Source organism: Rhodococcus gannanensis, assembly GCF_042681175.1.
Classification (GTDB): domain Bacteria; phylum Actinomycetota; class Actinomycetes; order Mycobacteriales; family Mycobacteriaceae; genus Rhodococcus_G; species Rhodococcus_G gannanensis.
On sequence record NZ_JBHUFB010000022.1, the window covers coordinates 235,689 to 253,041 of the forward strand.

At 68.6% G+C, this 17,353-nt stretch carries 21 protein-coding genes; 5 read left to right on the top strand and 16 right to left on the bottom strand.

All coding sequences use genetic code 11. The features are described 5' to 3' along the window. Window positions 1–288: 288 nt before the first annotated feature. The 5 genes from ACFSJG_RS26500 to ACFSJG_RS26520 all read left to right on the top strand — a co-directional run bounded on the left by ACFSJG_RS26500 (window position 289) and on the right by ACFSJG_RS26520 (window position 4,353). Window positions 289–1,065 (top strand): DUF8017 domain-containing protein, encoded by a 777-nt coding sequence (locus tag ACFSJG_RS26500; RefSeq protein WP_378488233.1) that lies wholly within the window; start codon window positions 289–291, stop codon window positions 1,063–1,065. Window positions 1,066–1,080: 15 nt separating this feature from the next. Continuing rightward, the gene (locus ACFSJG_RS26505; RefSeq protein WP_378488234.1) at window positions 1,081–2,304 is read left to right on the top strand and encodes a hypothetical protein; all 1,224 of its coding nucleotides are present in this window, start codon (window positions 1,081–1,083) and stop codon (window positions 2,302–2,304) included. Beyond that, on the top strand, window positions 2,301–2,681 hold the full coding sequence (locus ACFSJG_RS26510) for a hypothetical protein (RefSeq protein WP_378488235.1): 381 nt from the start codon (window positions 2,301–2,303) through the stop codon (window positions 2,679–2,681). Before ACFSJG_RS26505 ends, ACFSJG_RS26510 begins: the two co-directional genes overlap by 4 nt. A 22-nt stretch (window positions 2,682–2,703) precedes the next feature. Next, window positions 2,704–3,282: a DUF3558 family protein gene (locus ACFSJG_RS26515; RefSeq protein WP_378488236.1), complete on the top strand. Its 579-nt coding sequence runs from the start codon at window positions 2,704–2,706 to the stop codon at window positions 3,280–3,282. 96 nt (window positions 3,283–3,378) lie between these two features. Then, entirely contained in the window at window positions 3,379–4,353 is a 975-nt protein-coding gene (locus tag ACFSJG_RS26520) for an Acg family FMN-binding oxidoreductase (protein WP_378488237.1), read from the top strand. Between the two features lie 3 nt (window positions 4,354–4,356). On the opposite strand, the gene ACFSJG_RS26525 is transcribed toward ACFSJG_RS26520, so the two are convergent. The 16 genes from ACFSJG_RS26525 to folE all read right to left on the bottom strand — a co-directional run bounded on the left by ACFSJG_RS26525 (window position 4,357) and on the right by folE (window position 17,331). Beyond that, a complete protein-coding gene (locus ACFSJG_RS26525; RefSeq protein ID WP_378488238.1) occupies window positions 4,357–5,295 on the bottom strand; it encodes an esterase/lipase family protein in 939 nt (312 codons plus the stop codon). Between the two features lie 92 nt (window positions 5,296–5,387). Further along, complete coding sequence (locus ACFSJG_RS26530) at window positions 5,388–5,732, bottom strand: histone-like nucleoid-structuring protein Lsr2 (RefSeq protein WP_378488239.1); 345 nt, start codon at window positions 5,730–5,732, stop codon at window positions 5,388–5,390. Window positions 5,733–5,856: 124 nt separating this feature from the next. Continuing rightward, window positions 5,857–7,368: a lysine--tRNA ligase gene (gene lysS, locus ACFSJG_RS26535; RefSeq protein ID WP_378488240.1), complete on the bottom strand. Its 1,512-nt coding sequence runs from the start codon at window positions 7,366–7,368 to the stop codon at window positions 5,857–5,859. Window positions 7,369–7,448: 80 nt separating this feature from the next. Further along, window positions 7,449–8,678 (bottom strand): acid phosphatase, encoded by a 1,230-nt coding sequence (locus ACFSJG_RS26540; RefSeq protein WP_378488241.1) that lies wholly within the window; start codon window positions 8,676–8,678, stop codon window positions 7,449–7,451. A 335-nt stretch (window positions 8,679–9,013) separates the two neighbouring features. Further along, the gene (locus tag ACFSJG_RS26545; RefSeq protein WP_007528497.1) at window positions 9,014–9,436 is read right to left on the bottom strand and encodes a rhodanese-like domain-containing protein; all 423 of its coding nucleotides are present in this window, start codon (window positions 9,434–9,436) and stop codon (window positions 9,014–9,016) included. After that, the gene (locus ACFSJG_RS26550; RefSeq protein ID WP_378488242.1) at window positions 9,433–9,993 is read right to left on the bottom strand and encodes a cysteine dioxygenase; all 561 of its coding nucleotides are present in this window, start codon (window positions 9,991–9,993) and stop codon (window positions 9,433–9,435) included. The genes ACFSJG_RS26545 and ACFSJG_RS26550 overlap by 4 nt, the downstream gene beginning before the upstream one ends. Window positions 9,994–10,151: 158 nt before the next feature. Next, on the bottom strand, window positions 10,152–10,967 hold the full coding sequence (locus tag ACFSJG_RS26555; RefSeq protein ID WP_378488243.1) for a type III pantothenate kinase: 816 nt from the start codon (window positions 10,965–10,967) through the stop codon (window positions 10,152–10,154). 2 nt (window positions 10,968–10,969) lie between these two features. Continuing rightward, on the bottom strand, window positions 10,970–11,410 hold the full coding sequence (panD, locus tag ACFSJG_RS26560; protein WP_378488244.1) for an aspartate 1-decarboxylase: 441 nt from the start codon (window positions 11,408–11,410) through the stop codon (window positions 10,970–10,972). An 18-nt stretch (window positions 11,411–11,428) separates the two neighbouring features. Further along, a complete protein-coding gene (gene panC / locus ACFSJG_RS26565) occupies window positions 11,429–12,355 on the bottom strand; it encodes a pantoate--beta-alanine ligase (protein ID WP_378488245.1) in 927 nt (308 codons plus the stop codon). Then, window positions 12,352–13,293 (bottom strand): Rossmann-like and DUF2520 domain-containing protein, encoded by a 942-nt coding sequence (locus ACFSJG_RS26570; protein WP_378488246.1) that lies wholly within the window; start codon window positions 13,291–13,293, stop codon window positions 12,352–12,354. The genes panC and ACFSJG_RS26570 overlap by 4 nt, the downstream gene beginning before the upstream one ends. A 110-nt stretch (window positions 13,294–13,403) precedes the next feature. Beyond that, a complete protein-coding gene (locus tag ACFSJG_RS26575) occupies window positions 13,404–14,375 on the bottom strand; it encodes a DUF6779 domain-containing protein (RefSeq protein ID WP_378488247.1) in 972 nt (323 codons plus the stop codon). Between the two features lie 132 nt (window positions 14,376–14,507). Next, complete coding sequence (locus ACFSJG_RS26580; protein ID WP_378488248.1) at window positions 14,508–14,975, bottom strand: DUF3180 domain-containing protein; 468 nt, start codon at window positions 14,973–14,975, stop codon at window positions 14,508–14,510. Beyond that, window positions 14,975–15,481, bottom strand: a complete 507-nt coding sequence (gene folK, locus ACFSJG_RS26585) for a 2-amino-4-hydroxy-6-hydroxymethyldihydropteridine diphosphokinase (RefSeq protein ID WP_378488249.1) — start codon at window positions 15,479–15,481, stop codon at window positions 14,975–14,977. The genes ACFSJG_RS26580 and folK overlap by 1 nt, the downstream gene beginning before the upstream one ends. Beyond that, window positions 15,481–15,849, bottom strand: a complete 369-nt coding sequence (folB, locus tag ACFSJG_RS26590; RefSeq protein ID WP_378488250.1) for a dihydroneopterin aldolase — start codon at window positions 15,847–15,849, stop codon at window positions 15,481–15,483. Before folB ends, folK begins: the two co-directional genes overlap by 1 nt. Beyond that, window positions 15,842–16,657 (bottom strand): dihydropteroate synthase, encoded by an 816-nt coding sequence (gene folP / locus ACFSJG_RS26595; RefSeq protein WP_378488355.1) that lies wholly within the window; start codon window positions 16,655–16,657, stop codon window positions 15,842–15,844. The genes folB and folP overlap by 8 nt, the downstream gene beginning before the upstream one ends. A 32-nt stretch (window positions 16,658–16,689) precedes the next feature. Then, on the bottom strand, window positions 16,690–17,331 hold the full coding sequence (folE, locus tag ACFSJG_RS26600; protein ID WP_378488251.1) for a GTP cyclohydrolase I FolE: 642 nt from the start codon (window positions 17,329–17,331) through the stop codon (window positions 16,690–16,692). Window positions 17,332–17,353: the final 22 nt, after the last annotated feature.

Consider the following 17,353-nt stretch of genomic DNA (forward strand, 5'->3'; position numbering starts at 1 on the left):
TTTATGGGTAGATCCCCAGCGGGATTTACGAGCCGTACCTCCACTGTAATGGCCGGTGGTACGGGCTGCGCCGTGTCCATCCCCATTCACTGCGGCACAGTCTGCCTGCTCATGGGTACCAACGCAGCAGCCAGGGCTTTCGTTTCCCGATCTGCGCTACGCCAGCAGCGAACATGCCCGTAAGGACCGAATTGCCCGGTTGAGCCGACGGAATTCCAGACCGATCGTCCTGCTACTCTCTCGCCGGTCGCCTCAGGGGGAGGCGGCGGTCACACGGGGGGCGACGCAGTGCGTAACACACGATCCATCGGCACCCGACTGCTGATCGCTGCCGGCGCCCTCGTCGTCGCCTGGGGCGCGACCCAGGTCGCCACCCAGAAGAACGAGGCCGTCCCCGACGCGGACACCCTCGCCACCGCACTCGTCCCCAGCACCAGCGCCGCGGCGGTCCCGACGTCCACCCCGCCGCCGCTGCCACCGGGCTTCCCGTCGATGGACCGCCATCCGCCAAAGATCGAGGTTCCCGAGGGAGAGCCGCAACCGATCGCCACCAAGTTCGGCCTGACCTACGACATACCCGCCGATTGGGAGAACTTCGACGGCGGCGTTGCCGGTTGGTCCGGGAACTCCGAAATAATCACTTACGGCGCTCCCGGGTTCTACGGGGTGGATGCCTGCCCCGAGGCCGGCGATGCAAACTGGCGCGCAATGACGGGCGTGTCCGCCCGCCGCGGCATGGACCTTACGACCGCCGCCGCCGACGAAGCCGGAAAGATCGAACGCAGCCTCGCCGATGCCGAAGCGCCGGATATGCGATTCCAACACAGCGCCCCCGTCGAGACCGAGATCAACGGCCGACCCGCACTCCGCACCACCATCACGGTCACCGGCCTTCCCCAGGAAGCAGCCTGCGAGCCGCCGAAGGTCACCTACGACGTCGTCGCCACGCCAGCACTTGCGACGGCCAACGTCATGCTCCTCGTTATCCAAAATTCCCGCGACGTGCCCGACGCCGCCGACCAGGCAACCGTCGAGGAAATCATCAACACGCTCCGCCCATCGTGAAAGGTGAGGTGACAGATGAATGAATCCTTCCGAGCGAAGCCGGATGAGGTGGCTGGCCTCTCGGTGCTTGCCCACAGGATCGCCGACGATGCCTGGGAAACCACCAATTTCGCGCGCGCCCACACCATGCCCGAAGGCGACTTCGGCGAAGGCGCAATGATGAGTCTGCTCACGCCCCTGGCCAAGTACAGCGAGGCACTGGTCCGGCGCTACGACGCCAACCACGAGAACTGCCGCGGCATCGGGGTGAACCTGAATCGGACGGCGTGGATGTACCACGACCAGGAGGCACGCAACTATGCCGCGCTCAACGCGAACATGGTTGCCCTCGATCAACTGGACGCGAGCAGCTACAGCGACACGGTGCCCGCCCAGGGCCTTGCTGTCGACTACGAGAACCCGGCCCGATACGTAGCACCCGAGTCGATCAAGCTCGACGAGCCGGAAACCATGGCGGGGGACATCCGAAATCTCATCGCCGAGAGGGCGGGCTGGCTCGGCGATGTCGACGAAGCCATCAAGGCCGCCACAAACTGGTCAGCGCTCGAAGAGGTCATCAAGCCGGTCAGCGGAAACTGGAACGACCTCAAGCAAATCGGCGAAGCACACAAAACCGCCGGCGAAGCGATGGCAAACTGCGGCAAGAACCTCGAAGCCGGCGCCAAGCAGGTCACCGACCACTGGGCAGGCAAGGCCGAGGAGGCCTTTCAGGATTACGCCCGCCTCCAGGTCGAGGCGATGAAGTGGGAGGGTCCGGTCGGACGGCTGGCCAAGGAGGCCCTCTGCACCGCCGGAACCGCAATCCAGGACGCGGCATTCGAGATCGTGGAGCAACTGGCCGACCTCCTGAAGGAGCAGGTCGAACTCGACGGAGTCTGGGACACCGTCAAGTTCTTCGCGAAGAAGCTGGGACCGGTCGGTATGGGCATTCAGGGATGGGCAATCGTCGACATCGTCATGAGCGTCAAGGGCCGGGTGGAGGAATTGGTAGAAAGGATCCGGGGCATCGTCGATGCGATCCACGGTTTTCTCCAGCCCGTCATCGACATGAACAACAGTGCCAACGCCATCTCCGAAGAGACGTTGGGGCCGATCGCAGAATACGTCCGGGACACGAAAAGGCAGGCCGAGATCGGCCGCGACCTAGCAGCTGTCGCCGATTTCGGCGGACCGTTGAACAGGCCCACCGAGGACTACTCAGCCGGAACCGGCAACGAGCCATGGGAGGACGCAGCATGACGGACGACATTCCCCCGTTCCTGCGCTCCGCCTACGGCCGTCTGCGCGATGCGATCGACGACGCCGAATCCGCACGCATCCGCGCGGCCAAGTTCCGCCAAGGTGATTGGGACAAGCGGATCGATGTCACCGACGCGATCATGGAGCGGACCGCTGGGCTCGACGACGCTTCCCCCGCGATCCGCGCCTACGCCGCGCGCGTCGCGGCCGGTGAATGCCGTTGGTACGAAATCGAATCCCGATCCAACCCCGTCCCGCCCGAGGTCGACTTCTTCAAGAACTCCCCCATCTACCGCTGGTACCCGAACGCCACCCCACCACCGGCCCTCGAACCCGACTTCGACGAACCCGAGCCCTATCGCATCCCGTGGGAATGATCCCGCTCCCGACAGGAGAACAGTGAACCTCAATCGCTCCGCCGCTCTCGCCCTGTGCGCCCTCGCGATCGCCACGACGCCCGCCTGCAGCAGGTCTGACGCGGACACTGCAACGGAATCCACAACGTCATCCGCGGCATCGTCCGAGCCCTTGACCGCGGCGACACCCACGCCGATGCCCACCGATGCCCTCGCCGCCCAGGTCGGCGTCGACCCGTGCTCCCTCCTCACCGGCGCCGAGGCCGAAGAGGCACTCGGCACAGGGCCAGCATCGGCAACGTTCACCTTCGACTCTGACAAGGCGAGGGTCAATTGTGACTGGATCCCTCCAGCCGACGCGCCCAAATCGGTGGTGGGCATCCTAGTCGGCGAGGCCCCCACGTTCGACGGAACCGACATGCGAATCGCAGGATACGACGTCAGCTTCGCGGGCAATCCGGACTTCTGTATGGCGACGGCAAAGTCCGATAGTGACCGGGGAGTCGCGTTCCGAATCTATCCGGTCCCGGACAAGGTCGACTCGGTCGACCCTGTCGACACCTGGTGCAAGAACTCCGTCACCACGATGGAGGCGGTCCTCACCCGACTCGCTCAGTCGTAGTGCTGAACCGACACCGAAGTCGGGACCATCGGCCCTAGTGGCCGGATTCGGGCAGGTCGACACTGGTTCTCAAGGACGCACAGTGAGGACCACGCCATGGACGCGCTCATTCCCGACACCGATGTCGTACGCACCGCGGTGGACCTGGCCTGCCGGGCACCGTCCGTCCACAACAGTCAGCCGTGGCGCTGGCGCTACTACGCCGGCCGCCTGGACCTGTTCGCCGACTCCGACCGACTGCTGGCGTCGGCGGACCCACGCGGGCGGCAGCTGTTCATCAGTTGTGGCGCAGCGCTGGACCATCTGACGGTCGCGATGACGTCGCTGCGCTGGCGCACCAGGATCGAACTGCTCCCCGATCCCGGGGCGCCCCGGCTGGTCGCGTCGATCGGTTTCAGCCACGACGCCCGTCCGCAGTCCCACGACTTCGACCTGCTCGCGGCGATCCGCCGCCGCCGCACCGACCGCACGGCCTTCCGGCCGCTGTCCAGCAACCCCCTGCTGCCGGAGCTGCTACGGACCGCCGGGGCCGCGGATGCGACCGTGACGGTGCTGGGCGAGGACGCCCGGCCCGCGCTGGCCGCGGCCACCGAGGCGAGCTCGGCCGTGCGCCGCTACGACGCCTCCTACCAGGCCGAACTGCACTGGTGGGCGGGCCACCAGTTCGAATCCGAGGGCATCCCCGAAACCGCGCTCGCATCCCGCAGCGAACGTGACCGGGTGCCTGTGGGCCGGGCGTTCCCGACTCCCCACACGACCACTCCCACGGACGCCGGGCCGGTGGACGAATCGACGGTGCTGCTGCTCAGCAGCCCGGGCGACTCCCCCACGGACTGGATTCGCTGCGGCCAGGCGTTGTCGCGCGTGTCCCTCGAAGCGACGGTGCAGCGGCTCGCGACCTGCCCGCTCACCCACCTGACGGACATCGAGGCCAGCCGCGACAGGATCCGTGCCCTGGCACCGGGAACCGGCGTGCCTCAGCTTCTGCTGCGGGTCGGGACCGCGACGCACCCGGCGCCGTTGAACAGCACGCCCCGTCGGCCCGTCGCGCAGGTCCTGACCTTCGGGTGATCGTCAGCCGACGACGGGCGGCACGAACACGCACGGCACCGGCCGCGGATGCCCCGGATCGAGTGCATTGAGCACGAATCCGGCCGCGACCGGTTCACCGGCGATCGAGAGGTGGTCGCCGAAGTCGCTGGCGCAGTGGTCCTGCACGACGATGTTCGCGACGTTCGGACCCTCTTCGTAGCCGCTGCTGTACGGGATCACGATCTCGTCGTACCGGGTCATGATGTTCGTGTAGGTGATGCCCGGTTCATAGACGCCGCCTGCCCGCAGGTCGGCGAGGGTTCGAGAGCCGGCCACCATCTGACCGCAGGCACCGCACAGGGGGGCCATCGCCGGACCGGCCACGTCGAGACCGGCGGTCCGGAACGCCGACAGGTTCGCGTCGAGTTCGATCGCGCCCGTTCCGTGCCACAGCGGGGCCAGGGAGACGTACTTGTCGACCTTGTCCGCTCCGCCGAGGAACTTCACCCAGTAGGTAGGCATGAGGGTGCCCTGGGAATGGCCGACGACATCGACCTTCTGCGCGCCGGTCGCGGCGAGCACCCGGTCGACGAAGACGCCGAGCTGCGCCGCGCTCTCCTCGATCGGCTTCATTCCGCCGATCGCGCTGATCGGCCAGGGCAGCTCGTCGTGCGCCCCGTAGGTGAGGGAGAAGACGCAGTAGCCCTCGTTCGCCAGCAGCGGGCCGTACGTCGCCCAGTTCGTCTGACGATTTCCCGCGGTGCCGTGCACGAGGACGACCGGATTCGGATGTTCGGATGTCGGCGTGCAGTTCCAGTCGTTGGTACCGGGAATCGAGCCGCCGGGATTGGTCAGTTCCGGGACGACTCCGGCGAGAAACCGATAAGGAACGGGAAGCGGGTCCGCACCGGCACTCCCCGATCCGGCGAATAGCGCCGCCACCCCCAGCAATGCCGCAGCCACATTTCGAACGCGCACCACGCCCCCCCCTTTTTCGGATCGTTGCCGCCTGTTCGCGCAGGCTAACAGCGCAGTCCTACGCGAACAGGCGAAACGAACGAAAATCGGGCAGATCAGTTTGCTTTGTTGTAGAGTTCCGCAATTTCTGCCGAGATACGACCGCGAGCCGACACCGGATGGCCATTGCGACGCGCCCACTCGCGGATCGCGGCGCTCTGCTCCCGATCGACCGCAGCCCTGCCCTTACCGGCTGCCGGAGCAGCTTTCCCGCGACGCCGGCCGGTGCCGCGGCGAGCGTGGGCCACCCACACCGCGAGCTGGTCGCGCAGCTTTTCGGCATTCTCGGAGGACAGGTCGATCTCGTAGGTCACGCCGTCCAGCGCGAATTCGACGGTTTCGTCGGCCGGCGACTCCTGATCCACGTCGTCGATCAGGGTGACCGTGACCTTCTTCGCCATGAGTCGAGTTCCCTTCGAATTGAACACACCATTTCTTCGAAACCGGGAGTACCGGTTTCGGCGAGTCTACCCCCGGCGGAACAATCCCGAATGGCGAGAATTCTGAGAAATTCGACTTATTCGATCAGCGAGTGGAAGGACGCACAATCGGGAACAGGATGGTTTCGCGGATACCCAATCCGGTCAGCGCCATCAGCAGGCGGTCGATACCCATGCCTGTGCCGGTCGTCGGAGGCATGCCGTGCTCCATCGCCGCGAGGAACTCCTCGTCGAGGACCATCGCCTCGTCGTCTCCGGCGGCCGCGAGACGCGCCTGGTCGACGAACCGGTCCCGCTGGATCACCGGGTCGACGAGCTCCGAGTAGCCGGTGGCCAGCTCGAAGCCGCGGACGTAGAGGTCCCACTTCTCGGTGACGCCGGGCAGCGAACGATGCTGCCTGGTCAGCGGGGAGGTCTCGACGGGGAAGTTCCGGACGAACACCGGCTCGTGCAGCTGGTCGCCGCACTGGTGCTCCCACAGCTCCTCGACGAGCTTGCCGTGCCCGTAGCCCTTGTCCTTCGGGACCTCGAGGCCCACCCGGTTCGCCAGCGCGAGCAGCTCGTCGACGGTGGTCTCCGGCGTCACCTCCACCCCGATGGCCGCAGACAGCGACGGGTACATCTCCATCGTCTTCCACTCGCCCGAGAGGTCGTACTCGGTGCCGTCGGCCAGCGTGACGACCTGCGTTCCGAGCGCGTTCTGCGCGACCTCCTGGATCAGTTCCCGGATCATCGTCGCGGAATCGTCGTACGTGCCGTACGCCTCGTAGGTTTCGAGCATCGCGAACTCCGGCGAGTGCGTCGAGTCGATGCCCTCGTTGCGGAAGTTGCGGTTGATCTCGAAGACCTTGTCGATGCCGCCGACGACACAGCGCTTGAGGAACAGCTCGGGTGCGATGCGCAGGTAGAGGTCGATGTCGAGGGCGTTCGAGTGCGTGACGAACGGACGGGCCGCGGCGCCACCCGCGACGGTCTGCAGCATCGGGGTCTCGACCTCGAGGAAGCCACGGCGCTCGAGCGCGTTGCGCAGCTCCCGGACCACGGCGACCCGCTTGCGGGCCATCTCACGGGCCTCGGGGCGCACGATCAGGTCGACGTACCGCTGCCGGACCCGCGACTCCTCGTTCATCTCCTTGTGCGCGACGGGCAGCGGACGCAGCGACTTCGCTGCCAGCTGCCAGGAGTCGGCCATCACGGACAGCTCGCCGCGGCGGGAACTGATCACCTCGCCGTGCACGAACACGAAGTCGCCGAGATCGACGTCGGACTTCCACGCGGCCAGCGCGTCCTCGCCGACGTTCGCGAGGGACAGCATGGCCTGCAGCTGGGTGCCGTCACCCTCCTGCAGCGTCGCGAAGCACAACTTGCCGGTGTTGCGGACGAACATGACGCGTCCGGCGACGCCGACCTGCTGCCCGGTCGCGGTGTCGGGTTCGAGGTCGGGGTGCGCGGCACGGACCTCGGCGAGCGAGTGAGTCCGGGGCACCGACACGGGGTACGCCTCGAGCCCCTCGGCCAGGATCCGCTCACGCTTCTCCCGGCGGATGCGCAACTGCTCGGGGGTGTCGTCTACTGGCTGGGCGGGTGCATCACTCACGGGCTACAAGACTATAGGGCTGCCCCCGCCGTGCAGCTGGTGGGCCGCGCGGCGGGTTTGACCGCAGGACCGGGGTGGCCTCACGACACGGCGACCGAGCCGTCGGCCCGGACGGTCACCTCGGCCGCCGACGCGGCGGCCAGGTCGATGCGCTGCCAGCCGCCCTGCGGTCCCGTCTTGTCCAGCGGGTACCCGGAATCCAGCGCGGTCTGCTCGAGCACCTGCAGACGCTGTGCGTCGGTCAGGTCGGGGAAGACGCCACGCAGCAGGGCCGCGGCCTCCGCAGGCACCTCGATCGGCACGCCCGACGCACCGACGCGGTCGAAGCCGTAGGTCATCCGCTCCCGGTAGACGCGGGTGGCCTCGCCGGTCGTGAGGTAGGCGGTGTCGTCGGCGATCACGTCGGCCAGCGGCCGGCCGGTCTCGCGTTCGAGGACGGTGCGCAGTTCGTCTCCGGCCTCGTCGACCAGGCGCACGAACTCCGGGTCGGCGAGCCGGTCCGCGGCGGCGGCGGTGCCGAGCATGCGGCCGCTGATCACGTCGAGCGGGTAGTGCACGCCGAGCACGATCCGGCTGTTGCCGACCTCGGATGCGCGGGTCAGGATCTGCGGCGCCAGCTCGGGAACCATGGTCGCGAGCAGAGAAGCCGTCAGGTACGCACCCGACGTGTGCCCCGACGGGTAGGAGCCGCTCGACTCGACAGAGGAGTAGACGGTGCCGCGCTCGTCGTCGTGCCGGACGATGCGGGCCGGGTCGACGACGAACGGACGCGGGTTGTCGAAGACCTCCTTCTCGATCAGCGACGAGTTGACCAGACCGCCCGATCGCGAGAGGTAGCCGCCGATCAGCGCCTTCACCTTCGGAAGGCGGCCGCCCTCGTACGCGTCCAGAAAGGCTGCGCCCAGGTTGCTGCCGAGCGAGTCCGCGAGCGAGATCTCCCGGTTCTCGTAGTTGTCGAAGATCGCCCGCGAGGTGGTGTGCGCGTCGGCCGAGTTGTTGATGTCGACGACGGTCTGCAGATTCTTCGCGATCACGTCGGGCCGTTCGGCACGCAGCTGGTTGAAGCCGTCCATCATGGCGATGTACGTGCCGCGGGCAGGCGTGTCCGACGGGTAGATCCGGGCAAGCTGGTCGAGCCCGAATCCGTCGGCCGGCATGCCGATCGCCGACTCGATCACGCTCAGCGGGTCGGCCGGGGCCTGTGCGGAGGCGATGCCCGTGGGTGCGAGTAGACCTCCCACCACGGTCAGCGCCGCGACTGCGACGAGGGCGGGACGGTGGCTCCGGCGAACACGTCCGGTCAGACGCATGGATCGGTCTCCTGCAATGGTCGGCGGAGCACGCGCCGGGCAGGACACGTCAGCGCAGCACCGCGGGGGTGGTACGCGAGACCTTAACCGGACGAACTGACCGTTCTCCCGTACACGTGGTGAACGGAATCTGAACCGAGGGCGTGTCTCCCACTCCTTCTCGGATGCCCCTGCCGAATCATCGTCGTCCGGCAAGCCCAAGGAGTCGCTCCGCGGGCTCCGCTCCTGCGCGGAGGAGAAGCCGATACCGGGGTTGTATCGGCGCCGACGACAACGCAGCCGGTCGGGGATTGAGCGGCAGGGGCGCCGACAAGAGGAGTGGGAGACATGCCCCTTCAGTGCGCGGAAACGGTCGCCAGTTCCCGGGTGCAGTGCTGCTGCCCGATCAGGGCGCCGAGCAGTCCGGCCGCCCGCAGTGCCTGGTATCCGCCGACCAGATCGGTCGCGCGGTGCAGGCCGAGCTGACGCAGGGACGCCGCCGCGAGGCTCGACGTGTAGCCCTCGGAGCAGACGATCACCCACTCCACGTCGTGGTCGACGGCGAGCGCGAGGTGCGCGCTGCTGGTCGGATCCACGCGCCATTCGAGGACGTTCCGTTCGATGGCCAGCGCACCGGGCAGCGTGCCCTCGCGTTCGCGCTGCGCCTGCGGCCGGATGTCGACGAAGACGGCGCCGCGGCGGACGGCGTCCGCGACCTCGAAGACGTACATGCGGTCGATGCGGGAACGGGCGTCGTCGAGCATTTCGTCGATGGTCATGCCGAGAGCCCTTCGGGAAGATCGGTCAAGGTGGTGCGGGTGCGGCGCAGGCTGCCCTGGTCGGTGACCTCGTAGTACGACATCGCGGTGAGTGGCGGCGAGTAGGCGTGCACGCTGAGCGTCGGCTCCCCGGGACCCGCGGTCGTGTCCGGAGCCTGCACGACGTCGTGCACCCAGCCGAGCGGGAACGACGCCTGGTCGCCCGCCGTCAGCGTCCGGAACTTCAGTTCGCTTCCACCCCAGCGGTATTCGGCGAGGGTTCCACTGAGGACGGTGAGCGCGCCGAGGGAACCCGCGTGGTCGTGCAGTTCGGTGGACTCGCCGGGCACCCAGCTGATCAGCCAGACGTCGACGTCGTCGTCGGCGTGCAGCCGCGAGGACCAGCGCTCGGCGGTCGGCCAGTCACCGAACCCCGGGACGAGGTGGTCGAATCGGCCGTCGAGGACGTCCTGTGCGCCCTGATCGGTGATGCGCAGCAGGTCGGCGGGCCGCAGGCGGGTCGGGGACACCGTGGGGCGGGCGGGACGGGACCCGGAAATGACAGGTGTGGAAAGCATGGAAACGGCTCCAGGAGATGGGTTCGAGGGCAATGAGAGCGCCTCGAACTGGTCGAGGCTGAGTCAGCCTCGACAACACTCCTTAGCAACCATGCGTGCAATCACGCCGACCAGTGTGACACAGAATCGTCGATCGGCAAAGGGTCCGGCGGACGGGCTCACACCACGGGGGGGCGTTTGGCGGCCCGTCGGGCCTGGTTGCGCTCGTACACGATGCGCAACCCCTCCAGCGCCAGGTGACTCTCGATGTGCGCGATGGTCTCGGACTCCGGCATCACCAGCGGGGCACTGTCACCCGTGGCGAGAACCGTGACGTCCGTGCCGGCGAACGCGGGCAGTTCGGCCCGCACCCGGCGGACCAATCCGTCGACGAGACCGGCGAATCCGAAGACCGCCCCGGACTGCATGCACTCGACACTGTTCTTGCCGACGACGGCACGCGGCCGCACCAATTCGAACTGGCGCAGCGCGGCCGAGTGGGACGCGAGCGCATCGGTGGACGTCTCCAGACCGGGCGCGATGGCACCCCCGAGGAACTCACCCTTCGCCGACACGACATCGACGCACGTCGCCACCCCGAAATCGACGACGATGCAGGGGCCGCCGTACAGATGGTGCGCGGCAAGGCTGTTCACGATCCGGTCGGCGCCGACCTCCTTGGGGTTGTCGACCAGCAGCGGAACCCCGGTGCGCACCCCGGGCTCGACGACCACGTGCGGGACGTGCCCCCAGTACCGGCCCAGCATGACGCGGAGCTCACGCAGTACGGACGGCACCGTCGACAGCGCCGACACCCCGGTGATCGTGTCGACGCGCGATCCGAGCAGCCCGCGCAGCAGCAGAGCCAGCTCGTCGGCAGTCATCCGCGGATCGGTGCGCATGCGCCAATCCTGTTCCAGCCGAGCGTTGTCCCCTGTTCCGGTGAACACCCCGAGCGAGATGGTGGTGTTGCGGACGTCGACCGCAAGCAGCACTGTTACACCAGCGCCGAGGTGTTCTCGAGGGTGCTCAGCATCCGGGGGGTGATCAGCCCGGAGCCCTCCGGCGCGTGCGCCGGATCGGAGCCGAGCTCGACCTGCTTGTTCTCCGCGTCGACGAACACCACGCGCGGGTTGTAGTCGCGGCATTCCTGCTCGTTCATCACGCCGTAGGCGATGAGGATGACGAGGTCACCGGGATTGACGAGATGCGCTGCGGCACCGTTGATCCCGATCACACCGGTGCCCCGCTCCCCTGCGATGACATAGGTCTCGAGACGGGCGCCGTTGTCGATGTCCACGATGCACACCTGCTCGCCCTCGAGGAGGTCGGCGGCGTCCATCAGGTCCTGGTCGACGGTGACCGAACCGACGTAGTGCAGGTCGGCGTGGGTCACGGTGGCGCGGTGGATCTTGGACTTCATCATCGTGCGAAACATTTACTGCCCCTTACGGTTCTAGCGGACGATCTGATCGTCGGAGACGGAGGTGGAGGAAACGGGATCCTCGTCCCGCTCGAGGAATCCGGTGCCGACGGCGACACCGACGTTGTCGATGAGCCGGGTGGATCCCACCCGGACCGCGACCAGCAGGCGCCCGTCACCCCGTTCCGGGGCCGGACCGAGATCGACGCCGCGGACCTCGAGGTAGTCGACGACGATCTCAGGAGTGGTGGCGAGCACCTCGCGGGCGGTCGCGAGAATCGCCTCGGGCCCACCAGCCGCGGCATGGGCCCCCGCGACGAGAGCCGCGGAAATCGTTGCGGCCGCGGTCCGCTGAGCCTCGTCGAGATAGCGGTTACGGGAGGACAACGCGAGACCGTCCTGCTCTCGGACGGTCGGAACGCCCCGGATCTCGACATCGAAGTTCAGGTCGCGGACCATCTGCCGGATCAGTGTCAGCTGCTGGTAGTCCTTCTCACCGAAGTACGCGGTGTTCGGCGCGACGATCTGCAGCAGCTTCGCGACCACCGTGAGCATCCCGGCGAAATGGGTCGGGCGACTGCCGCCCTCGAGCTCCGCCCCGAGCGGTCCGGGCTGCACCGTGGTGCGCGGACCGTTCGGGTACATCGCCGATGCGGAGGGAGCGAACACGAGTTCCACGCCCTCGCCGCGCAGCAGCTCGATGTCGGCGTCCAGCGTCCGCGGGTACGCGTCGAGATCCTCACCCGCCGCGAACTGGAGCGGATTGACGAAGACGGAGACAACGACGACCGCTCCGCGCAGCTTCGCCTGGCGCACCAGTTCGATGTGCCCGGCGTGCAGCGCGCCCATCGTGGGGACCAGCGCCACCTGCCGCCCGACGCCGCGCAGGGCCCGCGTGACCCGGGTCAACTCCGCGGGTTCGTGGTGCACAGTCAGCCCACCGCGCGTGTAGCCGTTCACGATTGGTCCTCCAGGATCTCGATCAGCGCCGGGTCTGCTCCGGCGATCTGCGCCGACCGCAGCGACAGCGCGCGGTAGCCGGCGGCAAGTTGTGGGTCGACCTCGCCGAGAACCCGCAGATGGGTGGCGACGGCGGCGCGGTCGCCGCGAGCGACGGGTCCGGTCAGCGCGGCGGGGCCGCGGCGCAACGCGTTGTCCAGTGCGGCGGACAGCAGCGGCGCCAGCACCCGCTCGGCCACCCCGCCGGGTGCGGCGTCCACGGCCTGCTGGCCGAACAGTTCGTCGCCGGACAGTGCGACCCGCAACGCGGCGACGGCGTCCGTCACGAGGGTGACGAGGTGATTGCTGCCGTGGGCGAGCGCCGCGTGGTACAGCGGACGCACCTCCTCGCGCACCCGGACGGGTTCGCCACCGATCTCGAGCACCAGCGACTGCGCGATCGCGTAGCCGACCTCGTCGTCCGCGGTGACGCCGAAGCAGCTGGACGCGAGCCTGCTGACGTCCTCATCGTGCCCGGTGAACGTCATCGCGGGGTGGATGGCCAGCGGAACGGCGCCGAGCGCGGTCAGCGGTTCCAGGACGGCGATGCCGTTCGCACCGGATGTGTGGACGACGATGGTTCCGGGGCGGAACGCGGCGGTCGCGGCGAGTCCGCGGACCAGGTCCGCGAGCTCGGAATCGGGTACCGCAAGGATCAGGAGCTCACACCGTGACGCGACGTCGACGGCGGGCAGGATCTGCGTGTCGGGAAGGCGCTGCTCGGCACGTCGTACCGATGCCTCGGAAACGGCGGAGCACGCCACGACGAGGTGGCCGACTCGTTCGAGTGCCGCACCGAGCGCGGTGCCGACGCGTCCCGCCGAGACGATTCCCACCGTCAGCCGTGCGGGCGCCGGGTCCGAAAAGGACCCACCTCGAGTGATCTCGGATGAGGTCACCGTTGTTCCTCTCAGTTCGTTCCAGTCCCGCATCGCGGGTACCGGACGTTCACAGCGAGGATAGTCGGCCGCTCCAGCGCGCCGCCATGGTCGAAACAGTGATCTACGGCTCACTCACGGCGACGGCGACCCTGTCGCGGGCCGTCCCCGTCGCCTTCCTCGGCCTTCATGTTCGCCAGGATCTCGGCGACCGTGAGCCCGGTGGCGTGTGCGCCGTCCTCGTCGTCGGCCTCGGCGGCGCGTCGTCGCGCGCGCCGGGAGGTCGACGCCGACTCCTCCTGCAGCGCCGACTCCCCCTCCGCGGGTTCCTCGGGGGCCGGCTCGTCGGGGACCGCGGTCTCGTCGGCACCGACAACCCACTGCGCCTGCGACGGCACGCCGAAACCGGAGGTCGGCCCTGGCACCTCCGGCGCATCCGCCCTGGTCGCGGCCGGTGCATCGGGGCCACGCCAGGTCGCGGCGCCGGAGGCTCCGACGGGCACGGGCCCGGTGTCGTCGGGCTCGGAAGTGGGGGCCTCACCCTCGCCGTCCTCGGGCACGACGTACACCTCGGCCGTCACCGGTTCGTCGTCCGGTGAGGCGAACGTCGGTCCGGATCGGGGGTCCGCGTACGCGGGATTCGGGGCGAACGACGCGGTGCCGGGCGAACCTCCGGGGCGGGCGGAGCGGCCTGGTCCCAGTTCACCGCGGCGCGCAGCATCGGATTCGAGGGCGACGCGGTCCTCCGGGAGCCTGCCCTCGAACAGCACTTCGAGGCTTCCCCGCAACGCCGCGAGCTCGGCCCGCAACGCCGAAATCTCCCCGGCCTCGAGGCTCACCTCGCTGCGCACCCTCGCCTCGACCCCGGCCTCGTACTCACGGCGGGCGGTGACCTCACGTTCGAGCTGCAGCTCGTACACCGTCTGCAGGTCCCGGATCTTCGCCTTGTCCGCAGCGGACTCGCGCCGGTACTTCGTCATCGCGATGGCGCCGACGACAGCAGCCCAGAGAGCCGCGACCAGACCGATCCGCAGGATCTGCACGCTGTCGCCGAAGATCAGGAACAAGCTGGCGACGACCGCCAACACGATGAGGCCAGCCACGATGACCTGGCTCGCGCTGCGCCTGTTCCTCCGAATCGAACCCGCGCGACCAGAAAACGTCATGAAGCCCAGGATAGCCGCCACCGGCCGGGACTCCGGGAGGCCGCAGCGGCGGTGTCCGGCCGGGTCCGGCTACACGGCGGGCTCGTCCGGCGGCTCGTCGGGAGTCTTGCAGCAATGCTCCAGCCACATCGCGGCAGCGACCAGGAGGATGCCGCCGATCAATCCGACGAGCGTTCCCGCGGTGTCCTGTGCGGCCGCGTCCACCGAGGACCGCTCGGGCAGGAGGTACACGAGCAGGCCGAACCAAACACCCGCGCTCGCCGCACCCACCAGCGACGACGCCTTCGCCAACGCCACGGCTCGCGCAGCCGTGATGGGGTGCAACTGGTGCCGGTCGGTGCCGATGCGATGCTCGTCGACGCGGGCACGGACCACGAATGCGAGGATCACCTCGATCACGGCCACCGGGTACAGCGACGCACCGGCGAACACGGACACCGGAGGCAGTGACCCGTAGAACGAGCGGACCAGGATCCAGGTGACGACGGCCGCGAATGCGGCGAGCGCCACCAGGTCACGACCCCGCGTCGGCTTCATCACGGCACCACCAGCGCCAGGTCGGTGCGGCGCACTCCCGCCACCTCGGACCGATCGAGCGATCGGAGGAGATCGGCAGCAACGGCCTCGGTCCCGTCGACGGTGAGCGTCGCGTCCGGGTCGATCTCCAGCCACGGCACCAACACGAACGCCCGCTCGTGTGCCCGCGGGTGCGGGAGGGTCAGCTCCGGGTCCGCGCTGACGACGCCGTCACAGTCGACGACGTCGACGTCGAGACTCCGCGGTCCCCATCGCACGTCCCGCACGCGGTCGGCGCGCCGTTCGAGCTCCTGCCCGAGACGCAGCCAGCCGCGGCAGTCCAGGTCGTCGTCCTGCGCGATCAGCGTCGCGTTGAGGAAGTCCTGCTGTTCGACACCACCCCAGGGCGCCGTCGCGTACACGCTCGACACCGCCACCAGCCGTCCACCGAGCCCGTCGAGGACGGACTGCAGATTCGCCAGAGGGTCACCGAGATTCGATCCGATCGACAGGACGACCCGGCTCATCAGGACCCCGTCCTGGACCGATGCGCCACGACCGCGACGTCGCCGAACGTCAGCGGGATCGGAGCCGAGGGCTTGTGGACGGTGACCTCGACCTCGCGAACGCGAACGTCGGCGAGAACGGCGTCCGCGATCTCGGCGGCCACCGTTTCGATCAGGTCCCGCGGCGGGCCGGCGACGATGTCGGCCGCGGTCTGCGCGAGCGCGCCGTAGTCCAGGGTGTCGGCGAGGTCGTCGGACGACGCCGCGGCGGCGAGGTCCAGCCACACGGTGACGTCGATCAAGAAGTCCTGCCCGTCCCGTTTCTCGTGGTCGAAGACACCGTGATGACCGCGCACCCGCAGTCCGCGCAGCTCGATCCGGTCAGACACCGCGGCCCTCCTCTGCCAGACGCCATGCCTGTTCGACGGCGATCGCGTCCCGTGAACCTCGGACGTCGTGAACGCGCACACCCCACGCCCCTCCGCGGGCGGCGAACCCGGACACCACAGCGGTCGCGATCTCGCGGCCGTCGGGCGCGCGGTCACCGTCGTCGTCACGGAGCAGGGTGCCAAGGAACCTCTTGCGGGACGCGCCGATCAACACGGGGAAGCCGAGCGCACGGACGTCGGGCAGCGCACCGAGCAACGCCCAGTTGTGCTCCGCGGTCTTCGCGAAACCCAGCCCGGGATCGAGGATCAGCTGCGACGGGTCGACCCCCGACGCGACCGCGGCGTCGACCGACTGCGTCAGCTCGGCGCAGACGTCGGCGACCACGTCTCCGTAGTGCAGCACGCCGCCCGCATGGACGTACTCACCGGCCGAACGCCAGTGCATCAGGATCCACGGCAGGCCGGAATCCGCGACGACCGACGCCATCGCCGGGTCCGCTCGGCCGCCGGACACGTCGTTGACGACGTCCACCCCGGCCTCGATCGCGGCCTCCGCCACCGACGCCCGCATGGTGTCGACACTGACCGGGATTCCCTCGGCCACGAGGTCGGCGATGACCGGCGCGACGCGCTGCGCCTCGACGGCGGGGTCCACCCGCTGCGCGCCGGGACGGGTCGACTCGCCGCCGACGTCGATGATGTCGACGCCGAGCCGGCGGAGCTCCAGGCCGTGGGCGATGGCCGCGTCCCGGTCGAGATAGCGGCCGCCGTCGGAGAAGGAATCACTGGTGACGTTGAGGACACCCATCACCACACATCGGCCGGGTGTCGGGAGCACGGTCACCTGCGAACGATGAGATCCAGGGCCTCGGCTCGCGAGGCGGCGCTCGTCTGGAACAGTCCTCGGACCGCGGAGGTCGTCGTGCTTGCGCCGGGCTTGCGGATGCCCCGCATGGCCATGCACAGGTGCTCGGCCTCGACCACGACGATGACGCCGCGCGGATCGAGCTTGCGGACCAGTGCGTCGGCGATCTGGCTGGTGAGCCGTTCCTGCACCTGCGGACGCTTCGCATAGAGGTCGACGACGCGCGCAAGCTTCGACAGGCCGGTGACCCGGCCGGTCGGGCCGGGGATGTAGCCGACGTGCGCGACACCGTGGAACGACACGAGGTGATGCTCGCAGGTCGAGTACATGGGGATGTCCCGAACCAGGACGAGCTCCTGATGGCCCTCGTCGAAGGTGGTGTCGAGGACGCTGTCGGGATCCGTGTACAGGCCGGCGAACACCTCGCGGTAGGCACGGGCCACCCGGGCGGGGGTGTCGAGGAGGCCGGGTCGGTCCGGGTCCTCGCCGACAGCGATCAGCAGCTCGCGAACAGCGGCCTCCGCGCGCGGTTGGTCGAAGGCCCGGCCCGATTCGAGCGACTGCAGCACCTCGTCCGCCTCACCTGTTCCAGCGCCACCGAGTTGATGAACCGACACCTGTACCGCACCTCCCACATTC